The 17615-nt window shown below is 63.5% G+C and carries 15 protein-coding genes; 8 read left to right on the top strand and 7 right to left on the bottom strand.

The window, feature by feature from the left end; translation table 11 throughout:
* The first annotated feature begins 588 nt into the window (after positions 1-588).
* Entirely contained in the window at positions 589-1812 is a 1224-nt protein-coding gene (locus FJW05_RS10365) for an anion transporter (protein ID WP_140631211.1), read from the top strand.
* 101 nt (positions 1813-1913) lie between these two features.
* Here FJW05_RS10365 and FJW05_RS10360 read toward each other — a convergent pair whose 3' ends face one another.
* The 5 genes from FJW05_RS10360 to FJW05_RS10340 all read right to left on the bottom strand — a co-directional run bounded on the left by FJW05_RS10360 (position 1914) and on the right by FJW05_RS10340 (position 6344).
* A complete protein-coding gene (locus FJW05_RS10360; RefSeq protein WP_140631208.1) occupies positions 1914-2999 on the bottom strand; it encodes an HPP family protein in 1086 nt (361 codons plus the stop codon).
* 328 nt (positions 3000-3327) lie between these two features.
* On the bottom strand, positions 3328-3618 hold the full coding sequence (locus tag FJW05_RS10355) for a cupredoxin family copper-binding protein (protein WP_246673331.1): 291 nt from the start codon (positions 3616-3618) through the stop codon (positions 3328-3330).
* 92 nt (positions 3619-3710) lie between these two features.
* On the bottom strand, positions 3711-4235 hold the full coding sequence (locus FJW05_RS10350) for a DUF4142 domain-containing protein (protein WP_140631203.1): 525 nt from the start codon (positions 4233-4235) through the stop codon (positions 3711-3713).
* 93 nt (positions 4236-4328) lie between these two features.
* Complete coding sequence (locus tag FJW05_RS10345; protein WP_140631201.1) at positions 4329-5027, bottom strand: RNA polymerase sigma factor; 699 nt, start codon at positions 5025-5027, stop codon at positions 4329-4331.
* Positions 5028-5171: 144 nt separating this feature from the next.
* Positions 5172-6344: a cystathionine beta-lyase gene (locus FJW05_RS10340; RefSeq protein ID WP_140631198.1), complete on the bottom strand. Its 1173-nt coding sequence runs from the start codon at positions 6342-6344 to the stop codon at positions 5172-5174.
* Positions 6345-6810: 466 nt separating this feature from the next.
* Here FJW05_RS10340 and FJW05_RS10335 point away from each other — a divergent pair, with 466 nt between their 5' ends.
* From FJW05_RS10335 to FJW05_RS10315, 5 genes are all read left to right on the top strand, one after another.
* The gene (locus FJW05_RS10335) at positions 6811-7839 is read left to right on the top strand and encodes an amino acid ABC transporter substrate-binding protein (protein ID WP_140545460.1); all 1029 of its coding nucleotides are present in this window, start codon (positions 6811-6813) and stop codon (positions 7837-7839) included.
* Between the two features lie 62 nt (positions 7840-7901).
* Complete coding sequence (locus FJW05_RS10330) at positions 7902-9089, top strand: amino acid ABC transporter permease (RefSeq protein ID WP_140545461.1); 1188 nt, start codon at positions 7902-7904, stop codon at positions 9087-9089.
* Positions 9090-9093: 4 nt separating this feature from the next.
* Positions 9094-10251 carry an amino acid ABC transporter permease gene (locus FJW05_RS10325; protein WP_140631196.1) on the top strand — a complete coding sequence of 386 codons (1158 nt, stop codon included), beginning with the start codon at positions 9094-9096 and terminating at the stop codon, positions 10249-10251.
* Between the two features lie 14 nt (positions 10252-10265).
* The gene (locus tag FJW05_RS10320) at positions 10266-11069 is read left to right on the top strand and encodes an amino acid ABC transporter ATP-binding protein (RefSeq protein WP_095768430.1); all 804 of its coding nucleotides are present in this window, start codon (positions 10266-10268) and stop codon (positions 11067-11069) included.
* A gap of 172 nt (positions 11070-11241) precedes the next feature.
* Entirely contained in the window at positions 11242-11910 is a 669-nt protein-coding gene (locus FJW05_RS10315; protein WP_140631193.1) for a TIGR02117 family protein, read from the top strand.
* Positions 11911-12137: 227 nt separating this feature from the next.
* Here FJW05_RS10315 and FJW05_RS10305 read toward each other — a convergent pair whose 3' ends face one another.
* Positions 12138-13370: an FAD-dependent monooxygenase gene (locus FJW05_RS10305; RefSeq protein ID WP_140631190.1), complete on the bottom strand. Its 1233-nt coding sequence runs from the start codon at positions 13368-13370 to the stop codon at positions 12138-12140.
* 15 nt (positions 13371-13385) lie between these two features.
* Positions 13386-13631: a zinc-finger domain-containing protein gene (locus FJW05_RS10300; RefSeq protein ID WP_027169907.1), complete on the bottom strand. Its 246-nt coding sequence runs from the start codon at positions 13629-13631 to the stop codon at positions 13386-13388.
* Between the two features lie 252 nt (positions 13632-13883).
* On the opposite strand from FJW05_RS10300, the gene FJW05_RS10295 reads away from it, so the two are divergent.
* On the top strand, positions 13884-16079 hold the full coding sequence (locus FJW05_RS10295) for an RNA degradosome polyphosphate kinase (protein ID WP_140545464.1): 2196 nt from the start codon (positions 13884-13886) through the stop codon (positions 16077-16079).
* Positions 16076-17611, top strand: coding sequence for an exopolyphosphatase (gene ppx, locus FJW05_RS10290; RefSeq protein WP_140631187.1), 1536 nt, complete (start codon positions 16076-16078; stop codon positions 17609-17611). The genes FJW05_RS10295 and ppx overlap by 4 nt, the downstream gene beginning before the upstream one ends.
* Positions 17612-17615: the final 4 nt, after the last annotated feature.

Below are 17615 nucleotides of genomic sequence, written 5' to 3'. Positions count from 1 at the left end.
TCTGCGTTTCGGCGAAGTTGGCGCGCAAGGTGACGATCAGCGCGACGACCGCAAGGAGCGGAAGTGTTTGCCGTCGCAGGGCGCGTCCCAGTCAGATGATCATTGCTGCCATAGAACAAGATTCGGCGGCGTTGCAATCGACCGGCGGCAGATCCGCGAATCCCGCTAGCTCTCGCGCACACTGCATTCGAGGCAGGCGATACTGTGTCCCGGACAATTCAGCCGATGCGTGCCCCCTGGGCAGCAATGGCCGTTCGAGCTCAGCCAGCGCGCGCAAAGAAAAACCTTCTTGGCCCCGTGACAGCGGGGGCATTCCTGCGGACGCATCAGTTCCTCCCGTGACGGGACGCTATGTTCCGCTTCAACGACCATGTTCATCCGTTTAGTCCCCAACGCCTGGATTATCGGTCACATATGTTAATTCACCATTCTTTACATTAGCGTTTATGAATGTGAAAGGCATGAAAGCGACATAAGCTTTCAGGCGCTTGCGCGCTTTCCCTTTGCGCTGGCCTTGTTAAATGTGGTGCCGCCCGGTGCGTCGACCGATTCCGGCGGGACAGGGCAGGCAACGGGAACCTTCTTGCAATGACATGGACCGGCGCGGGCGCGCTTTTCATCCTCGTGCTCACCTATGCCGGCGTCGCCGTCGGCCGCATTCCGGGCCTGCGGCTCGACCGCGCCGGCATCGCGCTGCTGGGCGGCGCCGCCATGATCGCCATCGGCGCGATCGGCATCGAAGATGCCTACAAAGCCATCAATTTCGACACCATCACGTTGCTGCTCGGCATGATGATCGTCGTGGCGCATCTGAAGGTCTCGGGCGCGTTTCGGGCGCTCGGCGGCTTTGCCATCGAGCATGCCCACGCGCCCTTCATGCTTTTGGTGATGGTGACGTTGCTGACCGGCGCGCTCTCGGCCTTCCTGGTCAACGACGCGATCTGCCTGGTGATGGCGCCGATCGTCGTGCACGTCACACGAGTCATCAACCGCAACCCGGTGCCTTACCTCATCGCCACCTGCACGGCCTCGAACTGCGGCAGCGTCGCCACCATCACAGGCAACCCGCAGAACATGGTGATCGGTGCGCTGTCCGGTATTTCCTATCCGGCTTTCACGCTGGCGCTCGCGCCGGTGGCGCTGTTCGGCCTGCTCTGCGTCATCGTCATCGTGCGCATCGTCTACCGTGCCGAATTCTCCCGCCCTGCCGAACTCAGCCCGGAAGTCTATCGCGGCCGCATGCTGCCCGGGCAGGTGCTGAAGGCCACCATCGTGTGCGTGTTGCTGGCGCTCGCCTTCTTCGCCGGCGTTCCCGTCGCGAAGGCGGCGCTCGTTGCCGGCGCCTTCCTGCTGGTCACGCGGGCAATCAAGCCGCGGCGCATTTACCGCGAGATCGACGGACCGCTGCTCTTCATGTTCGCCGGCTTGTTCGTGGTGGTGGCGGGTGCCGAGCGCACCTTGCTCACGCCCGACATGATCGCCTGGGCCAAGAACATCGGACTAGACGATGTCTGGCGGCTCTCCGGCTTCACCGCGGTGCTTTCCAACATCATGAGCAATGTGCCGGCGGTGCTGGCGCTCCGGCCCTTCGTTCCTGGGCTGGAAAACCCGGGGCGCGCCTGGCTGGTCGTGGCGATGAGCTCGACGCTTGCCGGCAATTTCACGCTGCTCGGCTCGGTTGCCAATCTGATCGTCGCCGAACAGGCAAAAGCTGCCGGCAAGGAGCTTTCCTTCTCCGCATTCTTCAAGGTCGGCCTGCCGCTGACGCTGGTGACGCTTCTTGCCGGCACCGCCTGGCTGGCCTGGGCCTGAAGACGCTGTCCCTTCGGACCGCCAGATTGAGAGCGCCGCGGCGAGATGACCGGCGGCAGCGCCTCGACCTGGCAGCCGGCCTGCCGGGGTGAGGGCCTTGCCTAGGCCACCGCTTTCAACGGCGCCTTGTCTGTCTGCTGCAGGCGCGCGGCGGCTGCAAGCAGGTCGGTCTGGGTGATCAGGCCGAGGATGCGCCGCTCGGCATCGACGATCACCACCGCATGGCTTCGCCCGTCGGTCAGCACCGGTAGCAGGCTCATCGCCGGCGTGTCGGGAGAGGCGGTGCCGGCCTTAGACATCACGCCTTTGACCGTGTCGGTCGCCCTTGTCAGCTCGCGCAGACCGACCGCGCCGGAGAGCCGTCCGTCCGCGTCGATCACCGGCAAGGTGCGGATGTTGTGGTCGATCAGATGTTTGCGCGCCTCGTCGGCCGAGGCCGTTTCCGCCACGGAGATCACATCGCGCGACATGATGTCTTTGCAAAGCAGCGTACGCTGCGAGCGCACCATGGCCTGCAACTCGACCTGGCGCAGCAGGCGCTCCAGGTCGTCACGGTCGATATCGAAGGTTTCGTCGAGCGCCGAGAGGGCGGCGTCGACATCCTCGGGCCGGAAGCCGACGCGCTCGGCCGGCGGCCGGTCGGCGGTGCCGTGGCCGCGGGCGGCGGGCACATGCACATGGGGATAGTTGCGCCGCGACAGCTTGTGGAAAAGGAAGCCGAGCGCAACCAGGATGGTCGAGTTGAGTGCTACCGGCACGAAGGGAAACAGGAAGCCCGCGGCGGCTACGGCCGGCCCGCCGAGCACGCCGGTAAGCGCCGCTGCGCCGCCCGGCGGATGCAATGAGCGCGTGAACGACATGGCGGCGATCGCCAGCGCCACCGCTAGGCCGGAGGCGATCACCGTGTCATGCACAAAATGCGCCACCGTCACGCCGACCAGCGCCGAAATCGTGTTGCCGCCGATGATCGACCAGGGCTGCGCCAGCGGGCTCGAGGGAACGGCAAAGAGCAGCACCGCCGAAGCGCCCATTGGCGCCACCAGCATCGCCACAAGCGAGCCGCTACCCACGGCGAGCCCGCTAATCATGCCGGTGAGCGCGATACCGATGGTAGCGCCGATGCAGGCAAGCAGCCGTTCGCGAAGCGTCGCGCCTGCAAGGATCGGAACGAAAAGGCGAAACGCCATGGCAGACCCTGGATCGAAGAGGTGGAATTGCGTTGCCCCGCAATGCCGCTGAAGCCGCGGATTTGAAAGCCAAACCAATCCGTAGATTCGCTGCTGAAGGGAATATTATTGCACAGCGATCCGCGCAGAACGCGCCGCCAGCGGCCTCGGCTTTCTCAATCGCGCCAAGCCTTTACGACGGTTTGCAGAGTCGGTTCGGCAATTCGCCCGAATGCCCTGGCCTCGGCGAAAGTGTGCGAGTGCGGCGCGCGGCGCTGAGGCTGCTTTCGGCATGGGAGGACTGCGACAAGGTCAAGCGAGGCGCTGCGCGCGCCTCGCTCTCGGATAGCTAGGGCGCCACCTCGACATGGCCCTTCATGTTGGGATGGAAGCGGCAGAAATAGTCCGCTGTTCCCGCCGCCTTCAGCGTAACCTTGCCCTTCGACTTTGCCGGGATCATCACGTCCCAGCCGCCTTTCACCGTCGCGGTGTGGGCGATCACGTCCTTGTTCGTCCACTCGATCGTATCGCCGACCTTGGCCTGAATGTTTGCGGGCGAGAAGACCAGCCTGTCGATCGTTATCTCGATGGTCGCCGCGAACGCCGGCGATGCGATGAGCGCCAGCGCCAGAGTGAGCAAAGCAATTCCTGGAAAAGTGTGAAACGGTTGGGCGCAGCGACTTCGCCGTAGCCTTCCGTCAGGAATTGCCTCAAAACAAAGCAATAGTAGCCTCATTTCAACATGCCGGCGACGTGTTCGGCATGTTGCTGATGCCCCCGGAAAATCTTGAGGCCGGTCTCCAGCAGGTCCTTCAGTTCGGCATTGCTTGCCGAGGGGATGAGCAAGGTTTCGAGCGCGCCGTTGACCTGTTTGTGATAGGCCACTTCGTTCTCGATATAGGCCTTGTCGAAGGCGGCACCCTTGAGCTTCGCCAGCTTAGCGTCCTCTTCCTTCGCAGCCTTGGCCAGGGCCTTGCTGGTGTCGTTGTCCTCGGGCGTGACCTTCAGCTTCTTCACGAGGTCGAGCGCCTGCTTGTTCACCGCCTCGTGGTCGCGCTCCATGTCTTTGGCGAAGTCGACGACCTCCTTGTTCTTGGACTTCTTGATCGCCAGCTTGGCCGCTTCGATGTCGAGCGTGCCGGCTGTATAGGCAATGTGGGCGATCTGCGGATCGGTGGGCTTTTCGGCGGCTAGCGCCAGCGGCGCCGTGCTCACGAAGAAAAGGGCGGCGAGGGCGGCGGTTGATCGCATGAACATGGCATCTCCTTCGCCCGGCGGCGCTGGCCTCGGGCTTCATTTGAGGTTGACGGTAGATTGGATGCCGGACGCGTCGAAACGTTCCCGGGAAAGTTAGCCCTCGAAATCCAGCCTTTTCATCACCGCCTGCGTCAGCCGCTCGCAACGCCGGCCTGCAAAGGGGAAGGCGTCGAGCAGCACCGGACCGATCTCGTCGTCCAGTGCCTTTCGCACCAGCGTTCGCGCCCGGTGCAGCCTGGTCTTCACCGTCTCGGGCCTCACGCCGAGAAAATCGGCGGTTTCCTCGATGCTCAGGCCCTCGATGACGCGGGCGACGAAGACGGTGCGATAGACATCGGGAAGGCTGTCGGTCGCCCGTTCGACAAGCCTCAGAATCTGCCGCTGCGCCATGGTCCGCTCCGGATCGTCGCCTGGGTTCAAGTCGGTTGGATTCAAGGGAAACCGGATGATCTGCGCCTCCGGGTTCTCATCCATCGCCGCGACGCGCTTGCGCTTGCGCAGCCGGCCGAGCGCTTCGTTGATGACGATGCGCGACAGCCAGGTGGATAAAGAGGCCTCGCCGCGAAAGCTGCTAAGATTTGCGAAGGCGCGCATATAGGCCTCCTGCACGATGTCCTCGGCCTCCGCGTCATTGCGCACCACGCCGCGCGCGATGCGGTAGAGTCGCTGGTTGTACGTCTTGATGATGGCACGGAACGCATTCGGATCGCGCGCAAGCGCCCGGCGAACCAATGCCATGTCGCCGGCTTCGGCCGTACCGACCTCGGCAGTTTCGATGGCGGGCTTTATCATCGCGCCCGATCTCCCGACAGATGTTGCATCCACGGTTGGATGCGCCTGCCGACAAAAGGTTCCCGAGCTGGTTGCACGGACCATGCTAACGCTTCGACCGGGGCTTGTCTGCCGCCGGTGCGGATTTCCGTGCCGATCAGCCTGTCATCCGGCTGCGGCGGCCGCCGCGAGCCCGCGCAGAATGTCGGCCTTGAGATCTTCGACATCCTCGAGCCCGATCTGCAGGCGGATCAGCGAGCCGGCATATGAGCCTTTGGCAAGCATGCGGTCGCCGAGGAAGACCGGAACGGCGAGGCTTTCATAGCCGCCCCAGGAATAACCGAGGCCGAAGATCTTGAGCGCGTCGAGAAAGGCGTGCTGGGCCTTCTGGCCGCCGCCGTTGAGCACGATCGAGAAAACTCCGCTCGAGCCGCAGAAATCGCGCTTCCAGAGCGCATGGTCGGGATGGCTTTCCAGCGCCGGATGCAGCACCTGCGCGATGCCAGGCTGCTCCTCCAGCCAGCGCGCGATGTCGAGCGCGCTCTTGCGGTGATGCTCGAGCCGCACGCCCATCGTGCGCAGGCCGCGCAGCACCTGGTAGATATCGTCGGGACCGGAACAGCAGCCCAGCGTGCAAAACCCGTCATAAAGTTTCGTCCAGCAGGCGTCGTTGGCCGAAACCAGGCCGAGCAGCACGTCGGAATGGCCGCCCGGATATTTCGTTGCCGCGTGGATGGAGATGTCGACGCCATGGTCGAGCGGCTTAAAATAGAGCGGCGTCGCCCAGGTGTTGTCCATCATCACGATAGCGTTCGCCGCATGTGCCGCCTTGGAGATCGCCGGGATGTCCTGCACCTCATAGGTGTTCGATGCCGGCGATTCGGTGAACACCACCTTTGTGTTTGGCTTGATCAGCGAAGCGATGCCGGCGCCGATGCGCGGCTCGTAATATTCGATCTCAACACCGAGCCGCTTCAGCATCGTGTCGGCGAAGTGGCGCGTCGGGTGGTAGACGCTGTCGACGATCAACAAGTGATCGCCCGTGGCAAGGAAGGTGAGCAGCGGCACCGTCACCGCCGCCAGCCCGGAAGGCACCGCGATCGTGCCGGCCGAGCCTTCCAGCGCATCGACGGCGAGCGTCAGCGCGTCCATCGTCGGCGTGCCGCGCGTGCCGTAAGTGTATTTCTGGCTGCGCCCGGCCATCGAAGCGGCGTCGGGATAAAGCACTGTCGAGGCATGCACGACCGGCGGGTTGACGAAGCCGAAATAGTCGCGCGGGTTGTTGCCGGAATGGGCAAGCAGCGTATTGATGCCCATCTCGATGCCGTCTCTAGCCATGGTTCGTCGCCTGTCGAATGATGTCAGGAACCAGCCATAAAGCGGCGGCAAAGCCGGCGCAACCGCGCCGCGCCCGCCAAAAGCCGGTCTTCCGCTGGGCCAATCCAAAGGCGCGCAAGCCCAGTAAAGCACCGCTAGTGCCGCAGCGGATTCTGCCGCCAGACCACGGATTCGCGGCGGCGCGACTTGGCTGATTTGTTCGCATCGCCTGCCGGTTTCATGTGCTCTTGTCCGCAATTCAGGCATTTGCGCCAATTGCTTTTCAAACCTCCCTGGAATCGGTCATTTCCCTTGACCTCACAGGAATAATCGCCTTCGATGCGTTTCGTGAATGGGAGGCAGCGCATCGGCAATCGATGCGGGTCCCGGGAGTGGGCCTTGGAGTGGGAGCTGCATTCACAAACGAAAAAAGATCAAGCGTCGCCTGGCAATAGGGGCGCCTGTAACAGAAAAGGGTCTGTGGGTCATGAAACACATTGCAATCGGCATTCTTGGCGTCGCCGCGCTCGGGTTCATGGCGTCTGCCGCTTCGGCCGGCACGCTCGATACCGTGAAGCAGAAGGGCTTTATCCAGTGCGGCGTCTCGACCGGCCTCGCCGGCTTCTCGGCGCCGGACGACAAGGGCGACTGGAAGGGCATCGACGCGGACTTCTGTCGCGCCGTTGCGGCCGCTGTCTTCGGTGACGGCTCCAAAGTCAAGTTCACGCCGCTCAGCGCCAAGGAACGTTTCACCGCCTTGCAATCGGGCGAGATCGACATCCTGTCGCGCAACACCACCTGGACCAGCAACCGCGACAGCGCGCTCGGCCTCGATTTTGTCGGCATCACCTACTATGACGGCCAGGGCTTCATGATCAATGCAAAGAAGCTGCCCGGCGTGAACTCCGCGCTGCAGCTTTCGGGCGCCGCCGTGTGCGTGCAGAGCGGCACCACCACCGAGCTCAACCTCGCCGACTACTTCAAGAAGAACAAGATGGAGTACAACCCCGTCGTGTTCGAAAAACTCGAAGAGGTCAACGCGGCCTATGACGCCGGCCGCTGCGATGCTTACACCACCGACCAGTCCGGCCTTTATGGTATCCGTCTGACGCTGTCCTCGCCGGCCGACCATGTCGTGCTGCCCGAGATCATCTCCAAGGAGCCGCTCGGCCCGGCCGTGCGCCAGGGCGACGACCAGTGGGCGCATATCGCGCGCTGGACATATTTCGCGCTGCTCAACGCCGAGGAAGCCGGCATCACGCAGGCCAATGTCGATGAGATGAAGACGTCGACCGACCCGAACATCCAGCGCCTTCTCGGCACTGAACCGGACGGCAAGTATGGTGCCGATCTCGGCCTCTCCAACGACTTTGTCGTCAACATCGTCAAGGCTGTCGGCAACTACGGCGAAATGTTTGAGCGCAATGTCGGCTCGGGCAGCCCGCTTAAGATCGCGCGCGGCATCAACGCGCTGTGGACCAAGGGCGGCCTGCAATACGGTCCGCCGATCCGCTGATTGAAACGTGATCCGGGAGGCAGGTCGTCTGTCTCCCGGTTTCTCTTTCCAGAGGACGGTCCATGGCTTCGCAGGAAATCCTTCGCGAGGAGCCGAGTCGCGGCTCCTTCATCAATGACCCGAGAATACGCAGCCTGTTCTTTCAGACGCTGGTTGTGATCCTGCTGTTCAGTTCGATCTGGTGGATCGTCCACAACGTCATCGAAAACCTCCAGCGTCTGCACATCGCGTCGGGCTTCGGTTTTCTCAGGAGCAGGGCCGGCTTCGACATTTCCGACACGCCGATCGCCTATACGTCCGACTCGACCTATTTCCGCGCGCTGGTCGTCGGTTTGCTCAACACCATCATCGTCGCCGTCGTCGGCATCGTGCTTGCGACCATCGTGGGCTTCGCCATCGGCATCGGCCGCCTGTCGCAGAACTGGCTGATCCGCAAGATCTGCACGGTCTATGTCGAGATCTTCCGCAACATCCCGCCGCTGCTGGTCATCTTCTTCTGGTATTCCGGCGTGCTGGCCGTGCTGCCGCCGCCGCGCGAGAGCATCCACCTGCCTTTCGGCTCGTTCCTCAACCAGCGCGGCTTCTATTTTCCGCGCGCCGTTTGGGGCGATGGCTCCTGGCTGATCGGCGTCGCACTGCTGCTCGCCATTGCAATGGCCTGGTTCGTCGCCCACAGGGCGCGACAACGGCAGAAGGCGACCGGCCAGCAGTTTCCGGTCTTCTGGACGTCGGTCGCGCTTATCGTCGGCTTGCCGGTGCTGGCCTTCCTGCTCGGCGGCATGCCGCTCACCTTCGATTTTCCGAAGCAGTCGACCTTCAACCTGACCGGTGGCTTCTGGGTCAAGCCGGAATTCCTGTCGCTCTTGCTGGCGCTCTCCTTCTACACGGCGGCCTTCATCGCCGAGATCGTGCGCGCCGGCATCAGAGGCGTCAACAAAGGGCAAAGCGAAGCAGCGGCGGCGCTCGGCCTCCGCTCCGGTCCGATCCTGCGGCTGGTGGTCATCCCGCAGGCGATGCGCATAGTCATCCCGCCGCTCACCAGCCAATATCTCAACCTGACCAAGAACTCCTCGCTGGCGATCGCCATCGGCTATCCGGACCTTACCGCCACCGCCGGCACCGTGCTCAATCAGACGGGCCAGGCGGTGGAGGGCGTATTTATCATGATGATCGCCTATCTGGTGCTGAGCCTGGTGACGTCCTTTGTCATGAATATCGTCAACGCCAGAATGGCGCTGGTGGAGAGGTAGGGCCATGCAGGAACATGACATGTCCTGGGTGCGCACCGAGATGGCGCTTGCCCAGCCGGCGCCGCCTACCGAACGCGGCGCCTATGCCTGGGTGCGCAAGAACCTGATCGGTTCGGTCGGCGACATCGTCCTCACAATCCTCGGCATCGCCATCGTGCTTTGGATCCTGCCGCAGGTCATCAGCTGGGCCTTCCTCAATGCCCAGTGGACCGGGCCGGATCGCACCGTCTGCACCACCGTCACGCAAGGCGGTATCCAGCCCGACGGCTGGACCGGTGCCTGCTGGGCTTTTGTCAACGCCAAGTTCGGCCAGTTCATGTTCGGCACCTATCCGATCGACGAGCGCTGGCGGCCGATCCTGGTCGCCATCCTGTTCGTGGCGCTGTTGGTGCCGATGCTGATCCCGCGCGTGCCGCGCAAGGGATTGAATGCGATGCTGCTGTTCGTAGCGCTGCCGATCGTCGCCTTTTTCCTGCTGCTTGGCGGCGTGTTCGGCCTGCCGGTCGTCGAGACCTCGCGCTGGGGCGGGCTTCTTGTGACGCTCAGCCTCTCCTTTGTCGGCATTGCGGTGTCGCTGCCTTTGGGCATCGTGCTGGCGCTCGGGCGCCGTTCGAAGATGCCGATCATCAAATGGCTTTGTATCGTCTTCATCGAGACGGTGCGCGGCATTCCGTTGATCACCGTGCTGTTCTTCGCCAGCGTCATGCTGCCGCTGTTCCTGCCCGCGGGCGTCACCTTCGACAAGTATCTGCGTGCGTTAATCGGTGTGTCGCTGTTTGCCGCCGCCTATATGGCCGAAGTGATTCGTGGCGGCTTGCAGGCGATCCCGAAGGGCCAGTATGAGGGCGCCGATTCGCTCGGCCTCGGCTACTGGCAGAAGATGAGCCTGATCGTGCTGCCGCAGGCGCTGAAGCTGGTCATTCCGGGCATCGTCAACACCTTCATCGGCATGTTCAAGGACACCAGCCTGGTCCTGATCATCTCGATGTTCGACCTGCTCGGCGTGGTCAAGCAGAATTTCGCCGATGCAAACTGGGCGACCCCGCAGACCGCGAGGTCCGGCCTGATCTTTGCCGCCTTCGTTTTCTGGCTGTTCTGCTTCGGCATGTCGCGCTATTCAATGTATACCGAACGCCGGCTCGACACCGGTTATAAACGATAAAAAGGGAACAGGTTATGGCCACCGAAAACGCCGTCAGCGCGGAAGAAATCAAGGTCAACGCCGCCAAGATGCACATCTCCACCACCGATGTCGCCATCGACATCGTCGGCATGCACAAATGGTATGGCGAATTCCATGTGCTGAAGGACATCAACCTCAAGGTGATGCGTGGCGAGCGCATTGTCATTTGCGGTCCGTCCGGGTCCGGAAAGTCGACCATGATCCGCTGCATCAACCGGCTGGAAGAGCACCAGAAGGGCAAGATCATCGTCGACGGCAAGGAACTCACCAACGATCTGAAGAAGATCGACGAGGTGCGCCGCGAGGTCGGCATGGTGTTCCAACATTTCAACCTGTTCCCGCATCTGACCATCCTGGAGAACTGCACGCTGGCGCCGATCTGGGTGCGCAAGATGCCGAAGAAGCAGGCCGAGGAGATCGCCATGCATTTCCTCAAGCGCGTCAAGATCCCCGAGCAGGCCAACAAATATCCGGGCCAGCTCTCCGGCGGTCAGCAGCAGCGTGTGGCGATCGCACGCTCGCTGTGCATGAACCCGCGCATCATGCTCTTCGACGAGCCGACCTCGGCGCTCGATCCGGAAATGATCAAGGAAGTGCTGGAGACGATGGTGGGGCTGGCGGAAGAGGGCATGACGATGCTGTGCGTCACCCACGAGATGGGCTTTGCCCGCAAGGTCGCCAACCGCGTGATCTTCATGGATCAGGGCCAGATCGTCGAGCAGAACACGCCCGCCGAATTCTTCGACCATCCGCGCCATGAACGCACGAAGCTTTTCCTGTCGCAGATCCTGCACTGAGCGGGCGCGACGCTAAATTTTCGGGAGCCCGGCTGGAAACAGCCGGGCTTTTTTTGCATTCGGGCGATCGGACAAGGATCGGCTCATTTTTGGTTGACGCTCCGAAATCGTCTAGCCTGATCGTCCAGGTTTTCCTGGGGTTGACGCAGACAAGATGGAACCACCGCACTCGATGAGACGAGTCCTGCGATATATGGTGATGCTGTTGGGAGCGGCGGTGCTTGCCGCCGCGCTCGGTACGCTGGTGCCGCGTCCGCTCTGGTCGGCGGCACGGGCTGAAGGCGAGGGGACGCGGCACATATTGGTGTTGAGGAACCCGATCCACACCGACATCGCTGTGCCCCTCGATGACGGCGTGCGCCGGCGCTTTGCCTTCCTGGCCGATGCCGGCCTGCCGATCGAGGCTCCGGAGGCGCGCTACATCGTCTTCGGCTGGGGCGGCCGCGCCTTCTATCTGGAGACGCCGACCTGGTCGCAATTGAAGACCATGCCGGTGCTGAAGGCGCTTACGCTCGACGCCGCGGTGATGCATGTCGATGTCGCGGGGGCGATCAAAGAACCGCACCCGGATGTCGCAGTCTTCGATATCGACGCGGAGCATTTTTCAGCGCTGCTTGATTACATCGCTGCGAGTTTTCAGCAGGGGCCTGACGGGCCCGTGGTCATCGAGGACGCCGGCTATTCCACCTACGACCGGTTCTACGAAGCCGACGGTCATTTCAACGCGCTGGTCGGCTGCAACACCTGGACTGCGGCGGGGCTGCGCACGGCCGGCCTACGAACAGGATGGTGGAATCCGCTACCGGTTTCGTTGTGGTGGTCGCTGAGGCTGTATGATTGAGGGTTGATGGGAATTTGCAAACGCCGCGTTCCGTCACACCCCCCTCTGGCCTGCCGGCCATCTCCCCCGCAAGGGGGAGATCAGCTGTCGTGGCTGCTACCGCCAATCATCAACGTCGCAAGGCGGGAGCCAGCGCCCAAGCTGCCAATCTCCCCCTTTGCGGGGGAGATGCCCGGCAGGGCAGAGGGGGGTGCTGTCCCGCCGACCTATCCAGCTGGTGGCAGGCGCTACCGCCGCACAACCTTCCGCTCCTCCCACCCGTAGAGCCAGTCCAGGTCCGCCGCGAGCTTTTCCGCCGGTCGCGCTGCCAGCACGAGATTGCGCGCGATCGCCACCGGCCCCCAGGCGTGCCAGGCCAGCCGATTGAGCGCGCCGCGTTTCAACACTCTTTCGACACGGGGCCGTCTGAGATTCTCCCAGGTAGTCAGGCCCTGCTTCGGATCGCCCGGAAAATCGGCAACGAGATTGGCGAGCATGGCGGCGTCCTCGATCCCCATGGCCGCGCCTTGCGCCGCGAACGGCGTCATGGCGTGCGCGGCGTCACCGATCAGCGCTACTCCCTCCGTCATGGTCCAGCGCCGCTGCGCGACCGTGTGGATGGGGAAGGCTGTCCACGGCCCGGCAAGCGCCGCCAGCTCCGCCAGCGCTGCCGCGGTGCCTCGCATGGCAGCTGAAAGAATCGCGGGGTCGGCATGGCCGGACCAGCCTTCGGCGATGCGCTCGCCCCTGGTGAAGGCGGCAAGATTGAAGGCGTTGCCCTTGCTCACCGGATAGGCGACCATGTGGAAGCCGGGATGCAGGAAGGTGGTGACGCTGTCGGTGGCTCCGATCTCGGCAAAGGCGCTGCCGGCGGCGCTGTCCGCCGGGACCGTCGCGCGCCAGGCGAGTTCGCCCGAAAAACGGCTTGCCGCGAAGCCTGCCGTCCGGGCAAGCTGGGCGCGTACCGACGACCAGACGCCGTCGGCTGCTACCAGCAACCCGCATGCGACATCCGTCGCCTTGCCGTCGATCTCGACCGTCGCGGTAACGCTTTGCGGGTCGGCGGCAATGCCGGTAACACGCGCGCCGGTGACAAGCGCGATATCGGGCCGTTCCGCCACTGCCGCCATCAGCGCTGCCTGCAGGTCGGCGCGGTGCGCCACGAGATAGGGCGCCCCCCAGCGCTTTTCCGCGGCTTCCCCAAGCGGTACGCGCGTCAGCTCTCGCAGGCTTCTTGCGTCCTTCAGCACCACCGCTCGCGGCCGGATCGCGTTGGCCAGCAGGCGATCGAGCACGCCGAGCCGCCGCAGGATACGGGTCGCGTTGGGGGAAAGCTGGAGGCCGGCGCCCGCCGTTTCGAGTTGCCTGGCCTGCTCGAACAGTGTTACCGGGAAGCCACGCTCGGCAAAGGCAAGCGCCGCCGTCAGCCCGGCAATACCAGCCCCGGCGATGACGATCTGCCGGGACCTTATTTCAGTCATGGTCGATCGGGACGATCAGGCGGCCTGGTCGACATAGAGGCAGCCGGCCGGCTGGGTTTCCGTCGCCTTCAGCGACGGTGAATAGCGGTAGAGCGTCGAGCAGTAGGGGCAGACCTTTTCATTGTCGTCGCCCATGTCGAGGAACACGTGCGGATGGTCGAAAGGCGGGTTGGCGCCGGTGCACATGAATTCCTTGACGCCGATCTCGATGACGGGATGGCCCGCGTCGTTCTGGAAATGGGGAATGCTGCCGCCTGCCATCGTCGTCTCCAATTGGGTTCGGCCAGTGGGTGTGACCAGTCTGCATCTGGAGCATAACAGGCCAGTTTGCAAGGTCGATGAAATCAAACTGTCGCAAAAGGCTGGCAGAGGATAAGTTGAGCCGGTTAAGAGCATGGGGCGGTGTCGGAGCGATTCCGTGACGATCATGCGTCATAAAGACATGCTAGAGCGTCATTGAACGGCAATATGCGGCGCCGCCCTAGGGACGGTTGCGGGCAAGAGCAGGAAACCATGAACGAACTGAAGCCGGTGCAGAGCGAGTTCATCACCGTCGAGGCGGCAAGCCCCGACGGCGGCAATCCCGATCGTTTCGTCAACCGCGAATTCTCCTGGCTGCAATTCAACCGCCGCGTGCTGGAGGAATCGCTGAACGAGCATCATCCGCTGCTCGAGCGCGTCCGCTTCCTGTCGATCTCGGCCGCCAATCTCGACGAGTTCTTCATGGTCCGCGTCGCCGGCCTTGCCGGCCAGGTCCGCGAGGGCATCGCGCTGAAGAGCCCGGACGGGCGCACGCCCGAGCAGCAGCTGGAACAATTGCTGCGGGAGGTCGAGCGCCTGCAGGAAGACCAGCAGAAGAGCCTCTCGGCGCTGATGACGCTGCTCAACAAGGAAGGCATCGAGAGCATCACCCGCGACGCACTGACCAAGGATGAGAAGGCCTGGCTGGAGGAGCATTTCCAGGAACAGGTTTTCCCGGTGCTGACGCCGCTGTCGATCGATCCGGCGCATCCGTTTCCGTTCATCCCCAATCTCGGCTTTTCCATCGCCCTGCAATTGCGCCATCGCAAGAATGGCGAGGAGATGAGCGCGCTGCTGCGCCTGCCGGTGGCGCTCAGGCGTTTCATCCGCCTGCCCGACCGCAAGAACCATGTCCGCTTCATTCCGCTGGAGGAAGTGGTCGGCATCTATATCGGCAAGCTTTTCCCTGGCTACGAGGTCAAGGGCTCCGGTACGTTCCGCATCATCCGCGACAGCGACATCGAGGTCGAGGAAGAATCGGAAGACCTGGTGCGCCTGTTCGAAACGGCGCTGAAGCGGCGGCGCCGCGGCTCGGTGATCCGCATCGAATTCGACACGCTGATGCCGGCCGCGTTGCGGGACTTCGTCGCCGGCGAGCTCGGCGTCTCGTCGAGCCGCATCAGCGTGCTCACCGGTCCGCTGGCGCTCAACCAGATATCCGAGATTGTCGCCATCCCACGCGACGACCTCAAATTCACGCCCTACAATCCGCGCTTTCCCGAGCGCATCCGCGAGCATGGCGGCGACTGCTTCGCCGCCATCCGCGAGAAGGACATCGTCGTCCATCACCCCTACGAGTCCTTCGACGTGGTGGTGCAGTTCCTGCGCCAGGCCGCCGCCGACCCGGAAGTGGTGGCGATCAAGCAGACGCTCTACCGCACCTCCAACGACAGCCCGATCGTGCGCGCGCTGATTGACGCCGCCGAGGCCGGCAAGTCGGTCACGGCACTTGTCGAGCTCAAGGCGCGCTTCGACGAGGAAGCCAACATCCGCTGGGCGCGCGACCTCGAGCGCGCCGGCGTGCAGGTCGTGTTCGGCTTCCTGGAGCTGAAGACCCACGCCAAGATGTCCTTGATCGTGCGCCGCGAGGATGGCCGGCTGCGCAACTACGTGCATCTCGGCACCGGCAACTACCACCCGGTTACCGCCCGTATCTACACCGACCTGTCCTTCTTCACCACCGACCCGACGATCGCGCGCGATGTCGCGCAGCTCTTCAATTTCATCACCGGCTATGCCGAGCCCGCCGAGGAGATGCGCCTTGCCGTATCGCCCTTCACGCTGCGCAAGCGCATCCTGAAACACATCTCGGACGAGATCGTTCATGCCCGCGACGGCCGACCGGCGCGCATCTGGATGAAGATGAACGCGCTGGTCGATCCGACCATCATCGACGCGCTTTACGACGCCAGCCGCGCCGGCGTCGAGGTCGACCTCGTCGTGCGCGGCATCTGTTGTCTGCGGCCGCAGGTGCCGGGTCTTTCCGAGAATATCAGGGTGAAATCGATCGTCGGCCGCTTCCTCGAGCACAGCCGCATCTTCTGCTTCGGCAACGGCCACGGCCTGCCGTCCGACGAGGCGGTCGTCTACATCTCGTCGGCCGACATGATGCCGCGCAATCTCGACCGCCGCGTCGAGACCTTGGTGCCGATCACCAATCCAACTGTGCATGAACAGGTGCTTGGCCAGATCATGCTGGGCAACATCATGGACAACCAGCAAAGTTTCGACGTATTGGCTGACGGCACCTCCCGGCGCGCTGTGCTGGAGGAGGGCGAAGAGCCGTTCAACGCGCAGGAATATTTCATGACTAATCCGAGCCTCTCCGGGCGGGGCGACGCGCTGAAATCGCATGCGCCCAAGCGCATTGCCCAGTTCAAGCGCCGCAAGAAGAACAGCGCCGCGTGATTGCAGTTTCCCAGGGCCGGCTTCAGGACCGGCGGCCGCTGTCGATCATCGACATCGGATCGAACTCGATCCGCCTTGTCGTCTATGAGGGGCTGGCGCGCTCGCCCACGCTTCTGTTCAACGAGAAGATGCTGGCGGGCCTCGGCCGCGGCATCGTTTCGACGGGCAAGCTCGATCCCGAGGCGGTGACGCGCTCGATGGAGGAATTCCGCAGGTTCCGCGCGCTCTCGGACCAGGCGGGTGCAGAGCACATCTATGTGCTGGCGACAGCCGCCGCGCGCGAGGCGGGCAACGGCCCCGATTTCATCCACCGCGCCGAGGAGGTGCTGAAGACCGAGATCCGCGTGCTCACCGGGCGCCAGGAGGCCTATTATTCGGCGCTCGGCGTCATTTCCGGTTTCCATCCGGCCAACGGCATCGCCGGCGACCTTGGCGGCGGCAGCCTCGAGCTGATCGACATCAATGGCGAGACAATGGGCGACGGCATAACGTTGCCGCTCGGCGGCCTGCGCCTGCAGGACATGGCCAGGAACTCGCTGGTTCAGGCGCAGAAGATCGCGCGCCAGGAACTGGCGCGGGCGAAGCTTCTGAAGGGCGGGCAGGGCAGGGTTTTCTACGCCGTCGGCGGCACCTGGCGAAACCTTGCCCGGCTGCATATGGAGATGAACAACTACCCGCTCGGCGTCATGCATCACTACGAGATATCGGCCGACAGCGCGCAGACTTTCCTCAAGCAGGTCGCCCGCAGCGAGGTCGAGAAGGTGAGGGGCATCGAGGGCGTCTCCAAGAACCGCCGCTCGCTCTTACCCTACGGCGCCGTCGTGCTGCAGGAGATCATGTCGGCCATGCAGCCCTCGAAGATCGTCGTCTCGGCGCAGGGCGTGCGCGAGGGTTTCCTCTATTCGCTGCTCGACGCCGCCGAGCAGAAGGCCGACCCGCTGATCTCGGCCGCCGAGGAACTGGCGCTGTTGCGCTCGCGCTCTGTGCATCACGCCCATGACCTGGTCGAATGGACCGGCAAGGCCTTCAAGGCCTTCGGCATCGACGAGACGGAGGATGAGGCGCGCTACCGCCATGCGGCCTGCCTGCTTGCCGACATCGGCTGGCGCGCGCATCCGGAATATCGCGGCCGGCAGTCGCTCAACATCATCGCGCATGCCTCCTTCACCGGCGTCGACCATCCGGGCCGCGCCTATCTGGCTCTGGCCAACGCCTATCGCCATGACGGCGTCTTCAACGACGGCATCGCTCCCGAGATCAAGGCGCTGGCGCCGCCGCGCCTTCTGGAACGCGCCCGCACGCTCGCGGCCATGATGCGCGTCGTCTATCTGCTGACGGCGGCTATGCCGGGCGTGATGCCGAGGCTGAAATGGGAAAGTCGCGGCAACGGAGCGCTCGCGCTGGTGCTGCCGGCCTCGCTTTCCGACCTCTATGGTGAGCGCCCGGCCGGCCGGCTGGCGCAACTGGCGCGTATCACCAACCGCCGCCTGGTGCTAGCGGTCGAGGGTGGGCCGAGCGTCTCGGTGAAGTAACGGA

It is taken from the genome of Mesorhizobium sp. B2-9-1, from assembly GCF_006439455.1.
GTDB lineage: Bacteria > Pseudomonadota > Alphaproteobacteria > Rhizobiales > Rhizobiaceae > Mesorhizobium.
This window is presented reverse-complemented; position numbering and strand designations above follow the sequence as displayed.

Coding starts and splice junctions, on each gene's coding strand:
- FJW05_RS10320 (WP_095768430.1), top strand. CDS start 10,266: ATGGCCACCGAAAACGCCGTCAGCGCGGAAGAAATCAAGGTCAACGCC.
- FJW05_RS10305 (WP_140631190.1), bottom strand. CDS start 13,370: ATGACTGAAATAAGGTCCCGGCAGATCGTCATCGCCGGGGCTGGTATT.
- FJW05_RS10315 (WP_140631193.1), top strand. CDS start 11,242: ATGAGACGAGTCCTGCGATATATGGTGATGCTGTTGGGAGCGGCGGTG.
- FJW05_RS10330 (WP_140545461.1), top strand. CDS start 7,902: ATGGCTTCGCAGGAAATCCTTCGCGAGGAGCCGAGTCGCGGCTCCTTC.
- FJW05_RS10360 (WP_140631208.1), bottom strand. CDS start 2,999: ATGGCGTTTCGCCTTTTCGTTCCGATCCTTGCAGGCGCGACGCTTCGC.
- FJW05_RS10300 (WP_027169907.1), bottom strand. CDS start 13,631: ATGGCAGGCGGCAGCATTCCCCATTTCCAGAACGACGCGGGCCATCCC.
- FJW05_RS10345 (WP_140631201.1), bottom strand. CDS start 5,027: ATGATAAAGCCCGCCATCGAAACTGCCGAGGTCGGTACGGCCGAAGCC.
- FJW05_RS10350 (WP_140631203.1), bottom strand. CDS start 4,235: ATGTTCATGCGATCAACCGCCGCCCTCGCCGCCCTTTTCTTCGTGAGC.
- FJW05_RS10365 (WP_140631211.1), top strand. CDS start 589: ATGACATGGACCGGCGCGGGCGCGCTTTTCATCCTCGTGCTCACCTAT.
- FJW05_RS10340 (WP_140631198.1), bottom strand. CDS start 6,344: ATGGCTAGAGACGGCATCGAGATGGGCATCAATACGCTGCTTGCCCAT.
- FJW05_RS10295 (WP_140545464.1), top strand. CDS start 13,884: ATGAACGAACTGAAGCCGGTGCAGAGCGAGTTCATCACCGTCGAGGCG.
- FJW05_RS10325 (WP_140631196.1), top strand. CDS start 9,094: ATGCAGGAACATGACATGTCCTGGGTGCGCACCGAGATGGCGCTTGCC.
- FJW05_RS10335 (WP_140545460.1), top strand. CDS start 6,811: ATGAAACACATTGCAATCGGCATTCTTGGCGTCGCCGCGCTCGGGTTC.